The 22,119-nt window shown below is 44.6% G+C and carries 20 protein-coding genes and 1 tRNA gene; 11 read left to right on the top strand and 10 right to left on the bottom strand.

Annotated features, from left to right (window positions below):
- Nucleotides 1–336: 336 nt before the first annotated feature.
- The 5 genes from GN111_RS03250 to GN111_RS03270 all read right to left on the bottom strand — a co-directional run bounded on the left by GN111_RS03250 (nucleotide 337) and on the right by GN111_RS03270 (nucleotide 5,306).
- Complete coding sequence (locus GN111_RS03250; RefSeq protein WP_155302373.1) at nucleotides 337–666, bottom strand: DUF6951 family protein; 330 nt, start codon at nucleotides 664–666, stop codon at nucleotides 337–339.
- Nucleotides 667–858: 192 nt separating this feature from the next.
- Nucleotides 859–2,010, bottom strand: a complete 1,152-nt coding sequence (locus GN111_RS03255) for a uroporphyrinogen decarboxylase family protein (RefSeq protein ID WP_155302374.1) — start codon at nucleotides 2,008–2,010, stop codon at nucleotides 859–861.
- A gap of 331 nt (nucleotides 2,011–2,341) precedes the next feature.
- Entirely contained in the window at nucleotides 2,342–3,058 is a 717-nt protein-coding gene (locus tag GN111_RS03260) for a FadR/GntR family transcriptional regulator (RefSeq protein WP_155302375.1), read from the bottom strand.
- A gap of 456 nt (nucleotides 3,059–3,514) precedes the next feature.
- Entirely contained in the window at nucleotides 3,515–4,942 is a 1,428-nt protein-coding gene (locus GN111_RS03265; protein ID WP_155302376.1) for a trimethylamine methyltransferase family protein, read from the bottom strand.
- 160 nt (nucleotides 4,943–5,102) lie between these two features.
- On the bottom strand, nucleotides 5,103–5,306 hold the full coding sequence (locus GN111_RS03270) for a hypothetical protein (protein ID WP_155302377.1): 204 nt from the start codon (nucleotides 5,304–5,306) through the stop codon (nucleotides 5,103–5,105).
- A 1,165-nt stretch (nucleotides 5,307–6,471) separates the two neighbouring features.
- Between GN111_RS03270 and GN111_RS03275 the strand changes: the two genes are divergently transcribed.
- Together GN111_RS03275 and GN111_RS03280 are read left to right on the top strand one after the other, a co-directional pair.
- Nucleotides 6,472–6,708: a DUF433 domain-containing protein gene (locus GN111_RS03275; RefSeq protein WP_155302378.1), complete on the top strand. Its 237-nt coding sequence runs from the start codon at nucleotides 6,472–6,474 to the stop codon at nucleotides 6,706–6,708.
- A complete protein-coding gene (locus GN111_RS03280) occupies nucleotides 6,705–7,076 on the top strand; it encodes a DUF5615 family PIN-like protein (protein ID WP_155302379.1) in 372 nt (123 codons plus the stop codon). Before GN111_RS03275 ends, GN111_RS03280 begins: the two co-directional genes overlap by 4 nt.
- 106 nt (nucleotides 7,077–7,182) lie before the next feature.
- Here the strand turns inward: GN111_RS03280 and GN111_RS03285 are convergent, their stop codons facing one another.
- The 3 genes from GN111_RS03285 to GN111_RS03295 all read right to left on the bottom strand — a co-directional run bounded on the left by GN111_RS03285 (nucleotide 7,183) and on the right by GN111_RS03295 (nucleotide 8,716).
- Nucleotides 7,183–7,518: a helix-turn-helix transcriptional regulator gene (locus tag GN111_RS03285; protein WP_155302380.1), complete on the bottom strand. Its 336-nt coding sequence runs from the start codon at nucleotides 7,516–7,518 to the stop codon at nucleotides 7,183–7,185.
- Nucleotides 7,508–7,777, bottom strand: coding sequence for a type II toxin-antitoxin system mRNA interferase toxin, RelE/StbE family (locus GN111_RS03290; protein ID WP_155302381.1), 270 nt, complete (start codon nucleotides 7,775–7,777; stop codon nucleotides 7,508–7,510). Before GN111_RS03290 ends, GN111_RS03285 begins: the two co-directional genes overlap by 11 nt.
- 841 nt (nucleotides 7,778–8,618) lie before the next feature.
- A tRNA-Sec gene (locus tag GN111_RS03295) sits at nucleotides 8,619–8,716 on the bottom strand.
- Nucleotides 8,717–8,830: 114 nt separating this feature from the next.
- On the opposite strand from GN111_RS03295, the gene larC reads away from it, so the two are divergent.
- From larC to GN111_RS03315, 4 genes are all read left to right on the top strand, one after another.
- Nucleotides 8,831–10,024 (top strand): nickel pincer cofactor biosynthesis protein LarC, encoded by a 1,194-nt coding sequence (larC, locus tag GN111_RS03300; protein ID WP_155302382.1) that lies wholly within the window; start codon nucleotides 8,831–8,833, stop codon nucleotides 10,022–10,024.
- Nucleotides 10,025–10,086: 62 nt separating this feature from the next.
- Nucleotides 10,087–10,512: a phosphatidylglycerophosphatase A family protein gene (locus tag GN111_RS03305; protein WP_231715662.1), complete on the top strand. Its 426-nt coding sequence runs from the start codon at nucleotides 10,087–10,089 to the stop codon at nucleotides 10,510–10,512.
- Between the two features lie 38 nt (nucleotides 10,513–10,550).
- Complete coding sequence (gene lepB, locus GN111_RS03310) at nucleotides 10,551–11,189, top strand: signal peptidase I (RefSeq protein ID WP_155302383.1); 639 nt, start codon at nucleotides 10,551–10,553, stop codon at nucleotides 11,187–11,189.
- A gap of 112 nt (nucleotides 11,190–11,301) precedes the next feature.
- A complete protein-coding gene (locus GN111_RS03315; RefSeq protein ID WP_155302384.1) occupies nucleotides 11,302–12,693 on the top strand; it encodes a sigma-54-dependent transcriptional regulator in 1,392 nt (463 codons plus the stop codon).
- Here the strand turns inward: GN111_RS03315 and GN111_RS03320 are convergent.
- Nucleotides 12,655–12,906: a hypothetical protein gene (locus tag GN111_RS03320; RefSeq protein WP_155302385.1), complete on the bottom strand. Its 252-nt coding sequence runs from the start codon at nucleotides 12,904–12,906 to the stop codon at nucleotides 12,655–12,657. The genes GN111_RS03315 and GN111_RS03320 overlap by 39 nt on opposite strands.
- 396 nt (nucleotides 12,907–13,302) lie before the next feature.
- Here GN111_RS03320 and GN111_RS34120 point away from each other — a divergent pair, with 396 nt between their 5' ends.
- From GN111_RS34120 to GN111_RS03345, 5 genes are all read left to right on the top strand, one after another.
- Complete coding sequence (locus GN111_RS34120) at nucleotides 13,303–13,689, top strand: prepilin-type N-terminal cleavage/methylation domain-containing protein (protein WP_197740576.1); 387 nt, start codon at nucleotides 13,303–13,305, stop codon at nucleotides 13,687–13,689.
- A 93-nt stretch (nucleotides 13,690–13,782) separates the two neighbouring features.
- A complete protein-coding gene (locus tag GN111_RS03330) occupies nucleotides 13,783–15,861 on the top strand; it encodes a tetratricopeptide repeat protein (RefSeq protein ID WP_155302386.1) in 2,079 nt (692 codons plus the stop codon).
- Between the two features lie 157 nt (nucleotides 15,862–16,018).
- Complete coding sequence (locus GN111_RS03335) at nucleotides 16,019–17,917, top strand: tetratricopeptide repeat protein (RefSeq protein WP_170302107.1); 1,899 nt, start codon at nucleotides 16,019–16,021, stop codon at nucleotides 17,915–17,917.
- Entirely contained in the window at nucleotides 17,904–19,085 is a 1,182-nt protein-coding gene (locus tag GN111_RS03340; RefSeq protein WP_170302108.1) for a vitamin K epoxide reductase/DsbA family protein, read from the top strand. Before GN111_RS03335 ends, GN111_RS03340 begins: the two co-directional genes overlap by 14 nt.
- A gap of 30 nt (nucleotides 19,086–19,115) precedes the next feature.
- Nucleotides 19,116–20,819, top strand: coding sequence for a hypothetical protein (locus tag GN111_RS03345; protein ID WP_155302389.1), 1,704 nt, complete (start codon nucleotides 19,116–19,118; stop codon nucleotides 20,817–20,819).
- Nucleotides 20,820–20,966: 147 nt separating this feature from the next.
- Here the strand turns inward: GN111_RS03345 and GN111_RS03350 are convergent, their stop codons facing one another.
- Nucleotides 20,967–22,091, bottom strand: a complete 1,125-nt coding sequence (locus tag GN111_RS03350) for a GtrA family protein (protein WP_170302109.1) — start codon at nucleotides 22,089–22,091, stop codon at nucleotides 20,967–20,969.
- Nucleotides 22,092–22,119: the final 28 nt, after the last annotated feature.

Raw genomic sequence — 22,119 nt, forward strand, 5'->3', positions numbered from 1 at the left:
TCTAATTCATGAATCGATGTCACACCGTTTAATAAGATTTGGACAACGCCAAGCTGTTTGCACAAAAAATAGAGCACGACGAGATGGGCTTGGTCATGCATTGCCCAGGTCCATTGTGAAACCCCCTTTTGGATTTACCCTGGTTGCCGAACGTAGGACGTTGGGGAAGATGTATTCTAAACCGAAAAACAGTGAAACAAGTAAGCTTTTGTACAGCTGATTTTTAAAAATAGTCACTATCCAGTGGTTCTATCAGGAATAAACGTTCAGCAACGAGGTCCGCATTTGAATTTTACTTTTTATCAAAGATTAAAAACACCATTTAGAGGGCCTACATTAGCGAAAGGTAATAGTGGCACCTTTCGGCAAAGCCAATCCCGTACATACCTCCATGGCCTTCAGTACTCCTGATATCACGGGGCAGGATATATGCGGTATGGTTTTCAACGCCACATCAAATACTTGCGAGTTCAATGTACCCGTCTTCCGGTCTTTGAACAGTTCAGCCATAACATTGATCTCTTTCCCGCCGAGGATCTCATTGAACGACCTCCAGTTAGGGCACTCGCTCTCAAGGTTTATTATGGCTTTATACCCCCCCTTATCCTCACTGGAAACTACCGTTTTAAACCCGCAAATACCTGCATAAATATCAACTTCAGCCATTAATCTGCTCTCCCTATATAGACTTAGAGAACCCAGCTAAAATAATTACATCACACAAATCGCCTTTTCGATTCTGAAAAAGAACGTTTCAAATATAAAATGGTCTCAACGCGCACCCTGTTGCCAATATGATTGAATGCTGAAGCATTTTCACTGCATGATGTATTTCTATCTATTTTGATCTCCCCGGACTTAGTCAGGGAGCGGATAGGTTCCGTATTGCTTGCCCGCCTCATAGAGTCGTACAATATTTTCAGGCGGCACGTCGGCTTGAATGGTATGAACCGCATTCAGCAGATAGCCTCCGCCCGGAGCCAAATCTTTAATTCGCCGTTTAACCTCATTGGCGACATCATCGGGTGTTCCCGTGGGTAAAATACTCTGTGTATCGATTCCACCGCAGAAGGAGAGGCGATCACCGAACTTTTCTTTCAGGTTCCTAGTATCCATGTTTTTACAGGAGACTTGGACTGGATTCAAAATATCCACCCCTACCTCGATGATATCTTCAATCATCGGAAAAACCGCCCCGCATGAGTGGTAAAAAATCTTTGCGTCGGTGTACTGCTTAATCAGGTCGAAATATTCCTTGTGATAAGGCTTGATCATTTCCCGATACATTTCAGGAGACATCATCAGGCTGTGCTGTGTTCCCAAGTCATCGGAAGTCCTGAATATTTCTATGTAGTCACCTACCAAAGAGAGATATCTTTCGGCCCTCTTTTTTTGGATGTCGGTAATCTTTCTCATCAATGCGTGGACAAAATCTTTGTTGATAATCATATCCTTTAAAAATTGTTCCATGCCACGCACCGCCCATGCCATTTCGAACAGATTGTTTCCCGGCGTATCTCCAAATATGGCGTAACTTGTATTGTCATACAATTCCCTAGCTTCGTCCAGCAGGCCCTCAAGACGCCCGGGGTGTTCCGGGTCCGGCCATGGATATGAATCCAGGTCGTCAATCGTCGCCTCCCCTAAAGGGGCATTACAAATATCATAGTAAAGACTTCCCTTGGGTCGCTGATATTGAATGCCCCATTCGTCTGTAATCATGTCTTTTTCTTTATCATAAACCGAAGAACCTTCAGGCGCCTTTTCAGGGATTATGCGGATATCGATATCCAGAGCCTGGCAGACCGGTTCCTCCACTCTGACTATCTGCAGGTATTCGGAATAAAATTCTGTCTTTCCGGAATCCAGGCCGAGATATTTTTTCAATTTTTCATAAGCCTGAATAGTGATACCTGTAGTAGTACAACCTCCCAAAATAAAGGGAACCCGATCAGGCTCCTCATGGTTTAAGGCAGTCCGTACTCTTTCACGGGGAGTCATGCTTTTCATGTAATTTTCTCCTTTTCAAAAACATACTGTCAACACATGTTCCGCGATCTGATTATCGGATCGGTCACAAATTTAACAATGCCTGTCGGCTTAAAAACCCGTCTACCATTTACCACGCTCACACCTGGTCTTCAGTAACTGTTCAGCCAGATAAACAGGCGTTCAACTTTCCATATAGTCCTTATGAAAATCCTAATCGATTAATGAAGCGTATCTATGTTGGAGTGTCCAATATTCCATAGAATGGTGACACCATTCAGGCGCTGGTCACGACAATTTCGCCCACTAACTCGACAAGGCTTGTATTCTTCCGGGAGGCGGCCCTTGTCAGTCAGGGGGTGGCTTCTACGATTCCCCCGAAATATTCGCTCCCCAACTCCAGGTGAATCACGGCCTGTCGGGCTGCCTCTTGCGGCTGCCTGTCTTTGATGGCCTGCACCAGACGATTCATGTTCTGCCAATTTTTACGGCTGAAATTGTTTTCCTTGTCAAGATACGCATCGAAATATTCGTTCATATTTTCCAGAAAGGTACCAAGAATCCATTCGTAGATCGGGTTGCCTGTCATCCTGGCAAGCTTTAGATGAATTCTGATATCCGCCTCCACGTATCGCTGCCAGTCAAAAGGTTCTTTTTCTAAAAGATAGTTGCCTTCTGCAACCATGCTTTCTAATGCGGCAATATCCTTGTCCGTCGCATTTTCTGCGGCAAGGCCTGCAATGGTGGCGTCTAGGTTGCTTCTATATTGATAGATGTGCCGCCACTCCACTTGACCGCGTTTGAGTAGCAGGGCAAGGTTCTGAGCCAATTTATCGGTGGAAGGTTCCTTCACGTATGTGCCGTTCAGGGTAAGTTCCACCAGACCCTTTTGCTCGACTACTCTTATCGCTTCTCGCAAGGTCCGTTTAGAGACATCGAATGCTTTCGAGAGCTCATCTTCCGAAGGCAAGCGCTCGTTTACCTTTAATTCTCGACGAGTGATAGCATTTTCGATCTGGTCTGCTACCTTTTCGTACAACCGAATGGGCTTTTTGACCTCCTGGAACATTAAGTTCTTTTCTCCTCGTTAGATTTATGGCCATCTCGTGCATTTTACTCATGCAAGTAGAATCGATATAATTCTGACCGTATTCATAATTGAGCCATCCTCATATAAGGATACTGTTCAATCACCGACAGGCCCCTGGCCCCTTGACAACGGGCAACCCTGTTCTCACGAATTGCACGGGTTGAACAATCCAGGGTATCTATATATCAGTATATTCGGCACCTTTCAAATGATAGACAGCCGTTAATATAAGCCTTGGAATTATCCCGGCTATTTCACGATTTCGAGGTATTCATGGGCAAGCACCTCAAACGCGCCCGTAGGCTGACACCTTCTTTGCGTTCACTGAATTCGGTGCCGGGTATAACGTATCACCTGAGAATCAAGCCGCGCCCAGTTCTTTCTTCTATTCGTCTTTTTTGAAGAAAAAATGTCATGAAATAGTCGGAAAATGTCCTATTTCCATTTTTTTTGCATGTTTTCCAATTCGGTGAGCATGTCACTCGCCAATGGCTCCGGCTCATGCTGCATCAGTTTCAATGTTTTCTCCCTTAGCCTCTCATCGAATACAACACTCCCTTCGCCAAGCCAGGCATCCCAGGTTTTGCGTTCGAAAAGATCCGAATACCACGCCTTCCGACAGTGCTTGAATGTATGTGGATTGGTTAAATACTGCGCCCCTGGTCCGGTCTTTCTGATAGTCTCGACGGCAAGATGTTCCTCATCGATGTCAATACCCGTCATGTAGTGATCGATCATCTCGATAATTTCGTGTACCAGAACCATATAAGCAGGCGATGCTACCGTACCGTGATCCAGCCACCCGGAATCATGGATCAAGTTTGAGCCGATCAAAAAGGAACTGAAGCAGGAAATGGCGGCTTCCGCGGCGGCTTGGGCATCCGGAAATTTGGCATCGGCGCAACCGGCCGAACCGAAAAAGGGTAGTTGATAACGCTGAGCCATCTGAGTCATGGCGGCGGTCATCAGACTCATTTCCGGGGCCGCATATGAATGTATGGTCGTCTTCATATCAATTATTGTGGTAAAAGAACCGTACACAAAGGAAGCACCCGGCTTTACCAACTGGGCGATCACTAATCCGGACAGGCTCTCGGCGCTGCCTTGTGCCAATGCCCCGGCATAGGTCATCGGCGCAGTTCCACCACACATGACTGACGAATAGTATATCAACGGAATGCCCTTCTCGGCGCAAAACATCAGTTTGTCTACACTGGAATCATAATGCACCAGCGGCGCGATGGGCTGCGTGAATTGAGCGATGAGGGGTGCCTGCTGGAACTTATCCTCGCCCCCGCAGATTAGGAGGGCCATTTCGTATATATCTCGAAGGCTTTCCTTGTTGTTACAGCAGAAAACGTAGGGTTTCTTGGTATTGGTCAATACCTGCTTGGCAATATAACGATCGGCAACTTTTTCGGAAACGTCGTTAGCGACGTTAATGGTCATCACCCAGTCATAATAGGGCAGGGCATCCGCCACCCTGGACGTTGTCCGGCAGTCCTCAAGCCGAAAGGGTCTGCGCTCGTTGGTATCGGGATTCAAGTATTCCATACAATCCAGACTCGGGCCAAAAAAGGTCTTGTCCCCTTCGAGGTTAACGGTGCGTTCCCCCTTACGGTTACCCAAGACCACCCGCGGTGGCGCCTTTCTAATCGCATCCTCGACCATCCAAGCCGGAATTTTCACCATGTCGCCATCAACTTTAGCCCCGGCGTCGTGCAGCAATGCCTTTGCTTCGCCATGGGTAATTTTTATGCCAACACTTTCTAAAATTTCCAAAGTTGCGCTGTGAATCGCCTCGAGTTGCTCATCGGTCAGGACTTGCTGCTTAGGTCTGAATCTAAAATCCGGATATTTCATTTCTTTCTCCAATTTTGTTTGCACGTTACGCACACTTGAACAAAAAAATCACTATTGAAACCAGTGCCGACCCCGGTTGTGTCGCGCGGTTTTTCCCAGGCCGGGAAAAAGATCGGTTCTGCCACTTCTTTACGGCCGACGGCCTGACTTTGCAGATCTGCTACCGTCCACGAAGGAACTTTTCTTCACCGGCCTTCTTGCAGGCAACCGAAGGCTCCTCTTCACTATCTGTTATTTTTAATACTTCGAGGGTTTTTCCGATTACCTTGATAACCCAGTCCTTGACCTCATCCTCCACCACCGCCAGAGAACTTTCACCAACAAAGTATACCTGCGGGTGACATGAAAGTTGCCTTGGCATCATCCGTGATGTTCTTGGGGGCTGTTTCTAAATTGTATTATCCGACCACCTCTTCCACTGGCATTGTTAGTTTATTTCGGATTCGGTCGTCCGTTTTTGACAGCCAGTCAATGATCACGCACCTATATTTGGATTTGGCACCAGGTGTGCCCCAAACAACCCTCATTATTTAATGTCATGGTGTCACCATCCACTTGCTTTGTCAAGTTTTTTCAAGCCCGATTTTCCAAGTTAATGCTGAAGCGGCGATTCAGGTGGTGCCTGTGTGAATCGGCGTGTAATAATGACCCACCTTTAGCCAAAATCGGCTTTAAAAAAAATTGATCCACCCTGAGTGGGCTCCTAAGATTGCTGTCCAAAACCAGTAAAGGAGGCCAGTCAGGGGATGCATACAGTGGAGGCGATACGGAAAATTCTTTTATCAATTCATCGGGACGGCAAATCGATACGCAAGACAGCCAATGATTTAAACCTTTTCAAGGAATACTGGTGGCAAAGACATCTGGTGCGACCAGACGGCATTTGAATACACGCGCCAAGTGAAACCACGACCACAGTTAGGGAATCACCTCGATTTATTGAACGGGTGGCTGGTGAAGGATAAAAAACTGCCTAAAAAGCAGCGCCGGACCGACCAGTTGCTCTATGAAGACCTTCAGTTGCGGCTATGATACCGTTCGACGGTACGTGAATCGCTGGCGTTAGGATACCAATTGTTCATCAAATGCTCTAGCGTAATGCTGGGCCTTTTGGTACCATTGATGGTTAATTAATCGACTATAATTGTGTAGACAGAGGGAAGGGTGGAATAGTTGAATAGTGAGCAGAGGAATGAAATTTGAGCGGCTGTAAATACGTTCTGGCTATCCCACAAAAACGGTCTCAACCGGAATTTGGGATTACTTGCCATATTCTAATTCAGTTAAATATCGTGTGTCCACAATATGTTGTAGTTGACTTCAACCCAGTTTTGATGCGATTACATTCACAAATCATGTATGTAGGGAAGGGGAGCAATTGAATTTGATTTGATGTTTCTTTATTGTTAGATTGATAGGGCCATGGACAACGAGAAAGTACGAAAAAAATGGATTGATAGTCTAAAATAGCATTCAAGCAGTTTTTATGGTATGATCCCTCATAAACATAAGAAATTATAGGTAAAGTCATGGAAAATTTAAAAAGAATTACTTTTAACCCCGAGGTAATGGGGGGGAAACCGTGCATTCGGGGGATGAGAGTCACCGTAGGGATGATTGTTGGCCTTGTTGCCTCTGGTCACAATAAACAAGAAATCATTGAGTTGTATCCCTACCTTGATGCAGAAGATATAGAAGAGGCTCTGCAATATGCGGCTTGGCGTGTTGAAGAAATAGAAGTTCCTCTTGCTATGGGAACAGCATGAAAATTGTCATTGACATGAATCTTTCTCCCCAATGGGTGCCAATTTTAAAGTCAGCAGGTCACGAACCAATCCATTGGTCGCAAGTTGGAGCCGATAATGCTCCAGATCGCGAAATCATGAAATGGGCACGCAATAACAACCATGTCGTATTTACACATGATCTTGATTTCGGAACCTTACTCGCTGCAACCAATGCCGATTCCCCCAGTGTAATTCAGGTTCGGACCCAGGATGTATCGCCGAAAACGCTATCCGCGGTAGTCTTGTCATCTCTAAAGCAATTTGAAGATCGACTAATCAAGGGTGCATTGGTAACGGTGAAGCAAAAACAGTCAAGAGCCAGCGTCCTTCCATTAAGAAAGCCATAAGAACAACCTGAAAATGGAACGAGAGCCCATACATCCAGGGGGAAATATTGGCAGACGAGTTAGCCGGTCAAGGAACTCTTTGTACGGCCACTTCACCTCATGTTTTTTATGCCATTTGCGCATCAACAGGGCCTGCTGAAGGACTCAGGGACACATTAAAATTCAGGTTCTCTTTTCTAAGGCTGTCCTGCAGCGCCATTTTTATCCAGAACATTTCGGGCTCCCCGATGACTTGTGCGATTTTAGCCGCCCGCTTTGGCGTGGGAATCCGCCGGCCTTTTTCGATGTCGCAAAGGCTTTGCGCAGAAATCCCGATTCTTTTTGCCATGTCGGACTGGCTGATTTCTTCACATAGGCGATAGCTTTCCAGAGCCTCTCCGAATGTCAGGGGGCCATGCTCCTTTTCAAATTCATCCAGCCCGTATTTTTGGTTAGGATTCATGTTTGTTCACCTCTAACACGGTAACGATATTGATCTCTCCATCAGGCAACTCGACATAAAAGAGCCGATATGCCTTTGACAGACGAACCGCCCTTTGGCCGGACCGTTCTCCGGAAAGGGGGTCGTCATGGAAGCCTTTTTTTCGAACTTCGACAAGACCGACATCCTCGACAAGCAGAGCCCACCTTTGAAAGTTTTTGACGATATATTTCGGAACGTTTTTCAGGTCCTTCTGGGCCCGTTTCAAGATGTTGATCATTTCTTTTATAGATTTTAAAATACGTCAAAATGACGTATTAATCAAGTGAAAAACAAAGCTTTGAGGCGGCTTCTTGTTTCGAATTCCCCGGGGCGACAACGCACAAAAAAGCCACCGACAAACAAGGGGTGGCTATTATTTTTCAATGGGAAAAGGTTAGCGATTTAACATAGACAGGAGGTTTGGTAAGGAACCCGTGGAGGCCACACCGGCTGCGGTTTCCTTGGCTGTGCGTTTTTTATAATATCGATAGCGAATACAAACTGAAAATTCGCAACTGGGTAGAGCCCTTTGACAGGCCTTCCATGATGATCGAGATCAGATCGAAAAGCCATAACAAACTTAATTGGTATGGGCATTGTCTTAACCATCGATTTGTTGTAATACTAAACGGTTCGCGTGACCCGTCTTCGTGGGTCCATTTTTGACTCGAGATGGCAGGTGTATTTTTTGTGCATTGTAGCCACCGTTGAGCCAGGCCTGCTCCCCGGAAAGATATCTCGGAGAACTGGGACCACCGCCCCTTACTTGGCAAGTGATGATGACATTGAGTGAAATATGGGATTCAGATTTTTTTGGATTTAAGCGGGAATAAGGTATATGAGAGCGGATCAATCAATCTACCGGTGCCAATGTGCGACCAGGATGTCCGACCAAAAAAGCTTGGAACAAAAAAGCTGACCTGAAGGCCCAAAAATAAAAAAAATTAAGACGGTAATAATGGTTGAAAATCCAAAAAAAATGATGGCTGCAAATTTAAAATACGAGGAGAGGGTAGGGTGTTTTGGTGATGTTTTGGTGACTAGTTTTGGATGTCAACATATTGAAATAGTTATAAAAATGGCGGAAGTGCATGGGAATCGAACCCACCCGGGACGGTATTAGCGCCCCACACCGGATTTGAAGTCCGGGAGCCTCACCAGTAAGCTGCGCACTTCCGCGTAATTGGCCCTTTTATGAAGGGGTTTGTCCTTTTTGTCAATAGGCGACGGCAGCGTAATGAGAAATAAATTTTTACGAATTCAGAAATTATCGGTAGATCGGTAAAAACGAATGCACGCATATTTTGATTGCTTTTCAGGAATCAGTGGAGACATGTTCCTCGGTGCTTTTGTCGATATGGGCGTTCCCATAGACTGGCTGCAAAAGCGGATTCACGGAATTGGTCTTGAGAAATTCGATATCGTGGCTCGGGATGTCAAGAAAAACGGTATTGGCGCAAAACAGGTAACGGTAATCGAAAAAGGGCATTCACATCCCAGAAATTACGGGGATATTGTGCGTTTGATTGACGATGGGGCGTTGAGCGACAAAGTGAAAAAGGCCTCAATGGATATTTTCAGCCGCATCGCCGAAGCCGAAGCGAAGGTCCACCGGTGCGAAATAGAAGACGTCCATTTTCACGAAGTCGGAGCGGTTGACAGCATCGTCGATATTGTCGGGGCGGCCTTGTGTCTCGACTATTTTAATATTGAGTCCTCGACATCATCGCCGTTGCCCTTAGGAAGCGGGTTCGTTGATTGTGCGCACGGCAAATTGCCGATTCCGGCACCCGCGACACTGGAAATTCTTAACGGAATACCGGTTTACGGCGGTTCATCCGACGGAGAACAGGTAACCCCCACGGGAGCAGGGATTATTGCCTCCATTGCCAGGGAATTCGGGCCGATTCCTCCAATGAAAATTGAACGGATCGGTTATGGCAGCGGTTCCAGGGAAACCTGTGACACGCCTAACCTCCTCCGGGTTTTTGCCGGAGTTCGAACGGACGCGCAGTCGCAGGTCACCGGAGATGCTGTTTGTGTGGTGGAAACCAATATAGACGACATGAATCCGGAGTTGTATGGCTATGTTATGGAGAAGCTGTTTCAGGAAGGTGCCCTGGATGTTTGTCTGATCCCCGGGACCATGAAGAAAAATCGTCCGGGGACCAAGATTGAAGTATTGTGCCCGCCCGAGAAAAAGGACGCGGTCGCGGCATGCCTTTTAGCGGAAACCTCCACGATCGGTGTCCGCTACCAATGGGTGCAGAGGGATATTTTAAAGCGTTTTAAAGCCACGGTGAAAACGCGCTTCGGAGAAATTCAGGTCAAATGCGTACAGGGTCCTTCCGGACACAGGCGATGCACGCCGGAATTCGATTCCTGCAGGAAGGTTGCCCAAGAAAAAAACGTTCCTCTTGCAGAAATTTACGACGTAGTGACAGGTGCCGTGCAGGATGAAAACCTTCTGACGTTTATGGATTGAAAAATTTTAGATAAACCAACATTTAAAAGATATCCATGTCGGCGATAAACGAAAAAACAATCGTGTTTGCAGCAACGTGGGGTCTAATCGGTTTTTCGCCTGTGGCGCCGGGAACCATCGGATCGATCGCGGCTTTGCCATTGTGTCTCCTGATATCCGCGTTGGGCATTGCATGGGGTGCGATTTTTCTGTTGGGGCTGATTTTGTTTTCCGTTTGGATTGCCCACGGTGCCGAAAAAATTGTCGGGCAGCGGGATCCAGGCCTGGTTGTCATCGACGAAGTTTGCGGAATGGCTGTGACCCTGTTTGCATTTCCATTTATTCCGGTTTTTGTCATCGTGGGATTTGCATTGTTCCGGGTCTTTGATATACTCAAACCTTTTCCGATCCGGTGGTTCGATAAAAATGTCAAAGGCGGGTTGGGAATTATTCTGGACGATATCATCGCGGGGATTTTTGCCAATCTGGTTTTGCGATGCATATTTTAACGATTTGACTGGATAAACAAGAAAGGCGTTAGGCCGTTTTGAAAAAAGACGAATCCACCGATGCCGCTCCAAAGAAAAAAGGAGCGCTGCGTGAAAATATCGAAGCGATTATTGTTGCCGTTATTCTGGCCCTTTTTATTCGAACATTCGTGGTTCAGGCATTCAAGATTCCATCCGGCTCCATGAAAGACACGCTGTTGATTGGCGACCATATCCTTGTGAACAAGTTCATCTATGGGGTTAAAGCACCCTTTTTTCGAAAGACCATTATTCCCATAAAAGACCCGCAACGTGGGGATATCATCGTCTTCGAATTCCCCGAGGACCCCAGTAAGGATTTTATCAAGCGGGTGATCGGGATGCCGGGGGATGTTGTCGAGATTCGAAACAAGAAGCTGTTCGTCAATGGTAAACCCATCAAAGACGGCCACAGCATCCACAAAGATCCCAAGATATTTCCCGCCCGATTGCAACCCAGGGATAATTTGGGCCCGATCACCGTTCCCGAAGGCAAACTTTTTGTCATGGGCGACAACCGCGATTTTTCCTATGACAGCCGTTTTTGGGGGTTTGTCGATCTTTTGGCGGTAAAAGGCAAGGCATTTATCATTTACTGGTCATGGGATAAAGAGAATTTCGGTGTGAGATGGAACCGGCTGGGGCATTTGCTGGAGTAATATCAAGATGGAAACGGGCAGCTCGTAAAGGCAAGTTTTCATCGGCTGTTTTTTGTGCCTGCCGATTTCAAATCTCAAGCGATCTACCTTATTATATACTTGGAGTGCCCAAATGGTAGAAAATCAAGCCAGCATCCTGGTTGTCGACGACGAGCTGAGTATGCGCGAACTCCTAGAATACATGCTGGAAAAAGAGGGGTATCGCGTTATTTGTGCGGCCAACGGCAAAGAAGCCCTGTCCAGGATCGAGAAAGATCGCTACGACTTGATGCTCTGCGACATCCGCCTGGGGGACATGACCGGCCTGGAGGTGCTAAAGGCATCCAAAAAGAAAAACCCGCATGTAACGGTGATCATGATTTCCGCCTTTGCAACAACCGAAACGGCGGTGGAGGCAATGAACCAAGGGGCCTTCGACTACGTTCCCAAACCGTTTCAAAACGAGGAGCTGCTTCATGCCATTGCCAACGCACTGGAGCGCAAAACCCTGGAGAGGGAAAAACGGGTCATTGAAAACGAGCTGAAGAGCAGCGTCCATTTCGGCAAGATCGTGGGCAACAGCGCCCGCATGCAGCACATCTACGAAATGATTCGGCAGGTTGCCAGAACGCGCAGCAGTATTTTGATTACCGGCGAAAGCGGCACCGGAAAAGAGTTGATTGCCAAGGCCATTCACGAGCAGAGCGATCGGGCTGATCAACCGTTTGTGACTATCAACTGCGGAGGGATTCCCGAAACCCTGCTGGAAAGCGAATTCTTTGGTCACCGTAAAGGCTCTTTCACCGGTGCAACCTCGGATAAAAAAGGCTTGATGGAAATTGCCCACCAGGGAACCCTGTTTTTGGACGAGGTGGCCGAATTGAGCGTGCCCATGCAGGTCAAATTGCTGCGTGCGGTCCAAGAGCGGATCATTCGGCCGGTGGGCGGCACCCAGGATATTGCCGTGGACATCCGGATCATTTCAGCCACCAACAAGATGCTGGAAGACCAGGTAATCGCGGGTAATTTCCGCGAGGATCTGTTCTATCGGCTGAATGTGATCGAAATCAAGATCCCGCCGTTACGTGACCGAAAGGGGGATCTATTGCCCCTGGCCCAGCACTTCCTTGAAAAATACTCCCGGGAACTGGGAAAAGAAGTTACCAAATTTTCCTCCTATGCCATCGATTTGCTGAAAAAATACGATTTCCCAGGTAATATCAGAGAGTTAGAAAACCTTATCGAGAGAAGCGTAGCCCTTTCCAGTACCAACATCCTTTTGCCGGACAGCCTGGCCATGTCTATCCATAAAAAAAGGTGGATCGAGGGCGTGCGCAATCGCCGCTTCGATATCGACGAGGTAGCTCAAGGCGTGAACCTGGACAGCATCCTCGAAGAAATCGAGCGGGCCTACATCGAAAAGGCTATGGAATGCACGGACGGCAACAAAAACAAGGCGGCCGATCTGCTGGGCTTGAGCCTGCGATCATTCCGGTACAGGGTCGATAAGCTCAATCCCAACTAGCACACTTTCATTAATAATATATTTTCCCTGATAACAAAGGGATAAAATCTCCGACAAGCCGACGCTGAACACCGGCGAATCAGCTCCAGTCAACCAATCCTTCTCCTTATCCTGATCAAATCTCATAAAGTGACGGCTTGGTTCCAATACCGTTTCCTCCTTATTGATATCGATCCGAAAGAAATACATGATGGCATGCAATAATGAATTCATTTTATTGCAATTGGCTCCTTTGCATATTTAAAATCGAAAAAAATTAAACCTTTCCATTCAAGAGTCGATATAAAAAATATCGGAATTCAAACGCAGAGGCAGACAGTGTCAGGGCAATGACAATTTTTGGCAAGCAGGAACAAATTTTGATCCCGATAGATATCAGCGAACTGGAAACAACGGCTCGGAAAGATTAAGCTAAGAAAAATTACATTTAAAAACGGTTAGATAGAAAATAAAGAAAAAAGTTTTAAAGATGGCATATACAATGCATTTACCGGTTCCAACAAAGCTTGACAAAGAAAGTCGAACAACGGGTAACAGGTTTACAGGATTTTCATTAACCACCACCAACTAACTTTTTTAACTTTCAGGAGGGTTCAAATGCTTAGCAAAATGAGAACGAACAACAAAGGTTTCACACTGATCGAATTGATGATCGTCATCGCCATCATCGGTATCCTGGCGGCCATCGCGATCCCCAACTTCATTTCTTATCGTAACAAGGCTTTCTGTAGCGCGGCGGAATCCGATGCCAACAATATCGCAGCGGCACTTTCCGACTATTTCGCCATTCCCGCGCACGTCACAATGCCTAGCTTGGCTGAGATCGGTATGAACACCCTGTCCGGCCCGGCTGGTGCTGAAAATACCGCCACATTGAGCGGTGGTGTTGACAATATCACGATTACCGTCACAGATGCCAGCGGTCGCTGTCCTGAAGACTACCAGAATTCCCAGCCGGACTGGGATAGCGATATATTTACCAAGGTGATGCGATAGTTTACTCATGTAATCAATGATTCTTTTTAAACATTTCATTTAATAAAAGGGGGGCACCATTAACTGCCCCCCTTTTATTTATTTCAGATTGGGATGGCTGAAAAAAAAACGACAGCTGAAAGTGGAAATTCAGTTTCATTTCTACTGATTGCAATTCTGATTGGTGTAATCTATGCCAACACCCTCAACACATCCTGGCACCTTGACGACGAACCGAACATCCTCAACAACAATCGTGCGCATTTAACGCAAATAAGCTATCGCGGTATTATTGATAGTATGCATGCGCATCCGCGCGATACCGGGAAGCTATACCGTCCGGTTGCAATGTTGACCTTTGCATTAAACTGGAGGTTCTGCAAAAATTCGGTTGTTGGGTACCATGTCGTCAACATTGTTATCCATCTAACCTGCTGCATTCTTCTTTTTCTAACCATAACCCGTTTATTTGAATGCCCGAATATTGTGGGTTATGATCGACGGGATTGTCATTTCATCGCGATGCTTGCTGCAGTTCTCTGGGCAGTACATCCGATTCAAACGCAAGCAGTGACTTACATTGTTCAACGGATGGCGTCCCTATCGACTCTGTTCTTTCTTTTGGCGCTATATTTGTACCTCGGGGCAAGAATCAACACGACTATTAAAAATACGTGGTGGAAATATGGTTGCAGTTTGATTTGTTTTTTGCTTGCCTTCGGTTCCAAAGAGAATGCCTTGCTTTTTCCTTTGTCACTTGTACTGGTAGAGGCGGTTTTCTTTCAAGACCTTTCAACGAAAAAGCATCAGAGAAAATTTCTTGCGTTAGGTCTTTTTATGGTCTTGACGGTAGGTCTGGTTGGCGTCGTATTGTTCATAGGAAATTTTTCTTCCTTATTAAGGGGGTATGAAGCACGGTCATTCACTCTTCCGCAGCGACTGATGACGGAACCTAGAATCTTAGTCTACTATATCAGTCAACTTATTTATCCAGTGGCCGACAGGCTATCCGTTGAACACGATATCGCGATATCGACTTCGCTTTTCAATCCATGGAAGACGTTCACCTCCCTGGCGTTCGTTATTATTTTGATTTCGTGGACGCTTTTGAAGATAAGGAAGCATCCTTTCATTGCATTTTCTATTTTGTTTTTTTTCTTGAATCATTCGGTGGAGTCTACGTTTGTTCCGTTGGAGTTGGTTTTCGAACATCGTAATTACCTGCCTTCACTTTTTCTTTTCGTTCCGATTGCCATTGGTTTCATGAAGTTGATCGGCTACTATTATCAGCAAAATAAAAAAGTAATGATGTCGTTTATATATTCATCCGTTACGCTTTTAATCGTATTTATGGGAGTCGGCACGTATCAAAGAAACATGGTGTGGGCAAGTGATTATACATTGTGGTACGATGCTTTCCAAAAGGCGCCAAATAGAGCGCGGCCGGCATACCTTCTTGCAAGATACTACGCCAGGAGAGGCGATAACGTTAAAGCAATGGCGTTGTATGAGAAAGCGTTGCGTGGACAATCTTCAACACCCGGCTACACACGTGCTCTTGTGCTGAATGGTATGGCTGCGATCTATTTTGTACAAAAGAATTACGATGAGTGTGTTTCTGCATTTAAAGAGGCGATTGCATTAAAACCGGAGTTCACTCAAATTCAATCCAATATGGTAATTTCTTTGATTAAGATGGGGCGATTGGCAGAAGCTGACCGGTACCTTGAAAATTTATCGAAAAAGCAAGCAGGGGGCAGTATATTCCATTATTTGAAAGGCCTTGTTTTATACCGGAAGGGAAAACCCGCTTTAGCCTTGACACAATTCCGACATGCCTTGGTATTAGAGCCTGATTCTAAAATTATTAAGATTAAAATATCAGAGACGTTGGCCGCAAATGGATATTATCGACAGGCAGATATTTTTACAAGGATTTCGCAACCCTATTATACTTCGGACGTAGAAACGCTCGTTTTTTTATATATCAACAGCATAAAAAACGACCGGATTAACCAAGCTGTGCGATATTTGGATCAAATATTTAAAAAAAACAATCTGATGCTTGCCATGCAAAAATTGAGGCGAAAATGTGAAGAGAGCTTGATAACAACAAGCCAAAAATCGATAGCTCACAATTTAATTTCTGAAAGAATTGAAACCTTTTTAGAAAAAATGTGCTCAATTGATTGAAAATCCAAAAAGATTTGATTTGCGCAATCGGAATGCCTTTTTTCTGATCCTAACCTTCACGACCATCATATATAGCAATTCATTTAACGCCTCCTGGCATTTTGACGACTTCCCCAATATTATCAGTAGTAAGGGAGTCCATATGTCAGGAATAGGTATGGATTCCATAAAAAAATCACTCTATGCAAATCCGATCAATGATCGCAAATTGATTAGACCTGTTGCTTATTTAACTTTCGCTGTAAATTGGTATTTCGGTCAAGGTGCAGTATTTGGTTATCATTTGATTAACGTATTCATCCATTTTGCCTCATCTTTTTTATTGTTTTTGGTAATATCGCTCCTGTTGAAATCACCAAAATCTCCATACAATAACAGTCCGGATGTATATCCCATTGCGTTGCTATCGTCTGTTTTATGGGCGATTCACCCTATCCATGTGCAGGCAGTCACCTATATCGTGCAGCGAATGACATCCCTTTCGGCGCTATTCTATATTTTAGGAATCTATTTCTATCTGAAAATTAAGAACACACCAAGCAAACGTAATCAAATTATGCTGCTATTTGGCATATTAATCTCCTTTTCTCTGGCATTGGGAACGAAAGAAAATACTATCACTCTTCCAGCAACCCTATTTCTTATCGAAGTAATATTTTTTCAGGATCTTAAAGAGAAACGAACAAAAAGAGTGATGCTATGGATGTCGTTTTCATTTGTTATCTTGCTGGCGGTCCTGGGTTTAACCGTATTTAGAGATCCGCTGCTGGATATTTTTGGCGGATACAAAAGCAGGGACTTTACCTTGCCACAGCGCCTGTTGACTGAACCGAGAGTATTGTTAATATATCTCAGACAATTGTTTCTGCCCATCGATCACTATTTTTCAATCGTTCATGATGTTCCTTTGTCAATGTCACTCTTTGATCCTGTAACAACACTCCCGGCGATGATCATTATTTTGGGGTTGATTGTTTTCGGCATTACACAGTTGGCGATTCGTCCATTCATAGCATTTGCAATCCTTGTTTTTTTTATTGGACATTCCGTTGAATCCACTTTTATTCCGCTAGAAATTATTTTTGAGCACCGGAACTATTTACCGTCAATATTTATATTCTTGCCGATTGCCATCGGCATCCAGCGGCTAATCAGTTCTCAATCTAAATATAATAAAAGTCAAATAAAAATAGCGGCCATATTTCTTTTGGTTTTGTTCGTGTCCGTTGGAATTGAAACATACAACCGAAACAAGGCCTGGGCTACGGAATTTGGCCTGTGGAACGATGCACTTAAAAAAGCGCCACTCAACGCCAGACCATATCAAGGAGTCGCAGCCTTCTATAAATATAGAAAAGAATATAAAAAAGCTTTAAAACTATATGAAGCCACCCTGAGTTTACCGAACATTTCCAGTCTCTCCAGAAGTAAAACATTGAATAATATAGGCAATATTTATCGTGAAACCGGTCGCTGGGACCTTGCGTTGCGATTTTATCGGAACGCACTACTTTCCGATGCTTCCAATCGACTGGCGAGAATAAATCTGGCTACCGGTCTGGTTAAGTTTGGCAGATTTGATGAAGCCATGAAACATGCCGATATGTTGGCGAGAATTGCTAACGATGACGTTCGAGTGCTAAACCTTAACGGGTTCATTCTGTATAAACAGCAAAAATTTGATGAGGCGCTGATTTATTTTCACAAGGGGATTGAACTTGAGCCGTTGAGCCAGCATTTATTGGTCAATTTAGGGATGACGCTATCCCGCATGGGTTGCTTCAAGAACGCTGCTTTTTTTCTGAACCTGGCGGTCAAGTATCATGGAATGAAGGCAGCATCCTATTTTTCAGCCATACAGAATCTATCTATTTTCGACAAAAAGGCTGAACTGAATACAATGGTGGATCGTCTGTTTACTCGGTTCAGCATTGAAAGCATACAGTTGGCGCTGACGGATGCATCAAATAATCAAGACGAAACAGTATTCGATCCGGAAATCGTTTCATGTGCAATTACCGACAGATTTAATGAGTTTCCCCATGAATTTGAGTAATGACAATAAGAGTCGTTTCCCATTCGGTTTCTATTATAGCCTTACTTTGATTGCTATTTGCGTTGGGCTTTTTACCTCAATCTATTTAGAGGTCTCTCACTACCGTGTTTATACGGATATTGGGTATAAGAGTTTTTGTGCAGTTTCAAAAACCATCAACTGTGATACCGTTTCGCAAAGTCCCTATTCTATATTTCTGTCGATACCTGTTCCAGTGTGGGGAGTCCTTGGTTACGGATTACTCTTTATTATAGTGTGTTATGCCTGGAGAGCCAGACTGGAAGGCAAGGCTTTATTTTTTCCGACATTTCTTTTGATATCTTTGGTGTTTTCGATCTACAGTATCATCCTCGGCCTTATTTCGACATTTTTTATTCGAAGTTACTGCATTATGTGTATTCTCACATATGCGGTGAATTTCTTTCTAGTGTATATATGCTGGTTGATCATCAAACGCTTTTTTCAAGGCGGTGTCATTGGTGGATTGATAAAAGACTTCCGATTTTTCAGTGAACGAATAAAGATCGTTTGCATAATCCTGGTTTGTTGTATGATCGTTATTGCCACAATTTCTCATTTTATGCCGAAATACTGGAGGATGAATAGTGTTGTATTAACAAGTGATCTTCCACAAGGAATATCTCAAGGTGGCCATCCATGGATCGGTGCAACCGATCCTCAAATTACCGTCATTGAGTATACGGATTATCAGTGCTTTCAATGTAAAAAAATGCATTATTACTTAAGGCAGTTGATGGCAAAATACCCGGATAAAATCCGATTGATTCATATGCACTTTCCAATGGATCATGCCGTTAACCCAATAGTGAGGACGCCGTATCATAAAGGTTCCGGCAAACTTTCGCTGATTGCGCTATACGCAGCAATCCAAGGAAAGTTCTGGGAAATGAACGATTTTCTATTTTCATTGCAACAGAGCAAAGATACGATTGAGATAAAAGCGATTGCCGCTGCAACAGGTTTAAATCCCAAGGATTTAATTGCAGCAACACAGAATGCATATTTGCGGCGAATGTTAAGAGCCGATATCCTGAGCGGGATAAACCTCGGCATAACAGGCACCCCGGGATACATTGTTGACGGGAAATTGTATCTTGGCACTTTTCCTGTAGAGATACTTTCCAACTTGGAAGGTCATACTCCATAGGCTTGTTGCAAAATTCAAAAGGGTGACTTCGTGTCAAAATATTCGACCATATGGAAAGATGGTTTTACTGGGCTTGCTTTCGCGTTAATCATCTCTGCATCCTTATGGGGTTTGTTTGAAAAGAAGGTTTTGGAATGGCTGTTCGTCCATACTTCATTTTACATGCTGCTGACGATGGTCAGCGTCTGGTCCTTCCTTTTAATCAAATATTTTAAAGCGACTGGTTTTAGTCCGAAGAGCTTTGTGGTATGCAACTGGCGCTATTTTGTCTCGGCGGCGCTCTTGACGGCAATCATATTCGCTACAACCCCGGTTGGCTTCAAAACATTGAATGACGAACCGGTGTTGCTCTCCGTGTCCCAATCTCTTCTGTATTTTCGAACACCACATGAGATTAACGAATGGCTGAATTTCTGGGGAAGCTACTCGCCCCTTTCCACCAATATACCCATACGCCCGCTTTTATTCCCTTTTTTGCTGCAACTTTTCCATCACATCGCCGGATATCATTTATATCATGCATACATACTGAATATGGTGTTGTTGTTTGTATTCTTCAGTGGTGTTGGAGTTTGCTTTAATAAAGTGAGTGACCGTTTTACATCGTATGCCGCAATGCTGCTGTGCGCCGCCCATCCGGTCATCGCCATCTACGGCACAGGCGGAGGATACGATATGATGGCGGCCGTTTTTCTTTTTTTGACGTTGGTTCTTCTCTTTGGATTTATCCATGATACGAAGAATGAGCGCTTTGCCCTGCTGTGGATCACCTTGATTCTTCTCGCTAATATCCGGCATGAATCTTGTGCCTATTCATTGGTGATCGGCTTGTTTAGCCTTACGCGATTGAATAAGGATGGCTTGAAGCGCCATGCATGGCTGCTACTGTCAACAGGTCCGCTCATGATGCCATACATCTGGCAGCGCCTTCTTGTTACGGGAAGATACGAAAATCCAGCGGGCACAGCACTTTTCTCATTCGACATGTTTTGTCGAAACGGTCATGAATTGTTATCCAATTTTCTGAATATTGACTTTTTCCTGCCGTATTGTGGAGTGTTGAATGGGGCGGCTGTAGTGATTGGTTGCGTAGTAATGTTTAATTTGATGGCCGGCAGATTGAGGGTGCAACCCAAGATAAAGATTTTTTGCAGAATTTTGCTGGCCTGCTTGGTTGTCAATCTGGTTATCATCTTATCGCATCATGCCGGCAGATATTCGCATGCCACACAGGCAAGATTTTTTATCATCTTTTCTTTAGCGACAGCGTTAACCCCGATCATATATAAACTGGCTTACCCTCAAAAGCTGTCAAGCAGGGCACTTTTGTGTTTTTCAATCATCATTATGATTCTTTATCATCCAATATCCATGCAGAACAGTTTTATTTCCAGCCTGATGGAGAACCGATCCTACCAGGCATGCCGTGAGTTCCTGAAACGAAATAAATATGACCACCCTCTTGTCATCACAAAGTGGCCCGTGCAGATCACCAGTATGGGATACAGTGCCATAGGGTTCGATTATGCCAACCGACATAAAGAAAAAATATTGTCTGATTTGAGAAATCGGTTTTTTGACGGTATCATCAAGTTTCAACAGAAAACGGTTGAAAAAAATATTCCTCTAAAAGGGCAAGTGTTGTACTGGGGGAGGGAATTTGAGCAAATTGATAAAAAAGCAATCTACTATAACAAGGTTTATCTGGAAATATCGATAATTGTAGACAATTAAATTTCAGGCCATGCGCTATCGAACCGAAGAGGACGGCGGTCTATTGTGACATTCAATCAGTAATGAATAAATAACAACTTGCTTTGTTAGAACATCAGAAAGGAAATGCCTGGAGGTTCTTTTTACCGTAATTTTTTTATATTTGGATTAATTTGCGGGACCATCTGCTCTAATTCGGCGCCATGTCCATAAAGAGTTACAAAAATAGTTGATCAGGGTACCGAGGGCAATGCCCGTAAGATTGGCAATAATATCATATAACCCAATATAGTTGATCAAAAGAATAAAGACTGAATAATTCGATAAACCTGCAATTCCGGCCACGATGTGGAAGTTTGTTATTTTTTTAAACAACCCTTTAGCATTATGACGCCCATTAAAGGTCCAAAGATGATTCAAAAAAAAGTTGGAAATAATCGATGTTTCTATCGCAATGGGAGAGGAGAGGGGAGGAGGTAAATATAATAGCCGTGTCAGGGTGATGTACATCCCAAGATTGACCAGTATCCCGGAGACTCCTACGATGCAATACTTAACGAACTCCTCGGACTGCCTGAAGCGGATTTTGGCGAGATTGAAAAGGAACTCGATCTGATCCTTGAAAGACAATTTAGATTCACCGTAAATTCGATCGGGGAAGATGATCGGCACTTCGATGACCTTCGCGCCGTTTCTAAGCAATTCACATAGTAAAGACGACTGGAACGAATACCCTCTTGTGGATAGGAATGAAAGATTACATCTGGGAATCAGAGAAGCTTTTATGCATCTGAAACCCGATGTGCAATCGTGAATTCGTGGAATTCCACCGAGAAAGCGTATCATCCAGTTGCCGAGCAAGCTTATTGCTTTTCTTCGTAATGAGAAATTGGGCGTGGATCCGCCAGGTGCGAATCGAGAGCCGATAACCAAACTGAAACCATGCGTTGCCAGGTAATTAAATATCGGTATGAATTCTGGATCGTGTTGTCGGTCGGCATCCATTTCGAAGATCAGATCCGGGTGGAATTGGCTTATGGCATATGCCATTCCACGTTTGTAGGCTTCGCCCAATCCCTTCTTTTCTCCGGTGATGAGATGGAGGTTGGTGTACTTGCCCATCATGCGACGAACTTCTTCATGAGTGCCGTCGGGAGAGTCGTCATCGACGACCAATATATGAAGATCGTGGCTGTCGATTTTTTCCGACTGGGCAAAAATTGCACGGACAACCCAGCGAATATTTTCCACTTCATTGTAGGTTGGCAGTATGATACAAGTTATCGGGCGCATGTTTTCCTTGTAACCACTACGTTTGTAA

Origin of the sequence: Desulfosarcina widdelii (assembly GCF_009688965.1) — a bacterium.
GTDB classification, from domain to species: Bacteria; Desulfobacterota; Desulfobacteria; order Desulfobacterales; family Desulfosarcinaceae; genus Desulfosarcina; species Desulfosarcina widdelii.

Excerpts from the sequence above, each read along its gene's own strand:
- GN111_RS03285 (WP_155302380.1), bottom strand. The coding sequence starts at position 7,518 with ATGAATCCTAACCAAAAATACGGGCTGGATGAATTTGAAAAGGAGCAT.
- GN111_RS03290 (WP_155302381.1), bottom strand. The coding sequence starts at position 7,777 with ATGATCAACATCTTGAAACGGGCCCAGAAGGACCTGAAAAACGTTCCG.
- GN111_RS03330 (WP_155302386.1), top strand. The coding sequence starts at position 13,783 with ATGGCTGAAAAAAAAACGACAGCTGAAAGTGGAAATTCAGTTTCATTT.
- GN111_RS03280 (WP_155302379.1), top strand. The coding sequence starts at position 6,705 with ATGAAAATTGTCATTGACATGAATCTTTCTCCCCAATGGGTGCCAATT.
- GN111_RS03335 (WP_170302107.1), top strand. The coding sequence starts at position 16,019 with ATGGATTCCATAAAAAAATCACTCTATGCAAATCCGATCAATGATCGC.
- GN111_RS03255 (WP_155302374.1), bottom strand. The coding sequence starts at position 2,010 with ATGAAAAGCATGACTCCCCGTGAAAGAGTACGGACTGCCTTAAACCAT.
- larC (WP_155302382.1), top strand. The coding sequence starts at position 8,831 with ATGCACGCATATTTTGATTGCTTTTCAGGAATCAGTGGAGACATGTTC.
- GN111_RS03260 (WP_155302375.1), bottom strand. The coding sequence starts at position 3,058 with ATGTTCCAGGAGGTCAAAAAGCCCATTCGGTTGTACGAAAAGGTAGCA.
- GN111_RS03350 (WP_170302109.1), bottom strand. The coding sequence starts at position 22,091 with ATGCGCCCGATAACTTGTATCATACTGCCAACCTACAATGAAGTGGAA.
- GN111_RS34120 (WP_197740576.1), top strand. The coding sequence starts at position 13,303 with ATGAGAACGAACAACAAAGGTTTCACACTGATCGAATTGATGATCGTC.
- GN111_RS03270 (WP_155302377.1), bottom strand. The coding sequence starts at position 5,306 with ATGATGCCAAGGCAACTTTCATGTCACCCGCAGGTATACTTTGTTGGT.
- GN111_RS03250 (WP_155302373.1), bottom strand. The coding sequence starts at position 666 with ATGGCTGAAGTTGATATTTATGCAGGTATTTGCGGGTTTAAAACGGTA.
- GN111_RS03320 (WP_155302385.1), bottom strand. The coding sequence starts at position 12,906 with ATGAATTCATTATTGCATGCCATCATGTATTTCTTTCGGATCGATATC.
- GN111_RS03265 (WP_155302376.1), bottom strand. The coding sequence starts at position 4,942 with ATGAAATATCCGGATTTTAGATTCAGACCTAAGCAGCAAGTCCTGACC.
- GN111_RS03340 (WP_170302108.1), top strand. The coding sequence starts at position 17,904 with ATGAATTTGAGTAATGACAATAAGAGTCGTTTCCCATTCGGTTTCTAT.
- GN111_RS03275 (WP_155302378.1), top strand. The coding sequence starts at position 6,472 with ATGGAAAATTTAAAAAGAATTACTTTTAACCCCGAGGTAATGGGGGGG.
- GN111_RS03315 (WP_155302384.1), top strand. The coding sequence starts at position 11,302 with ATGGTAGAAAATCAAGCCAGCATCCTGGTTGTCGACGACGAGCTGAGT.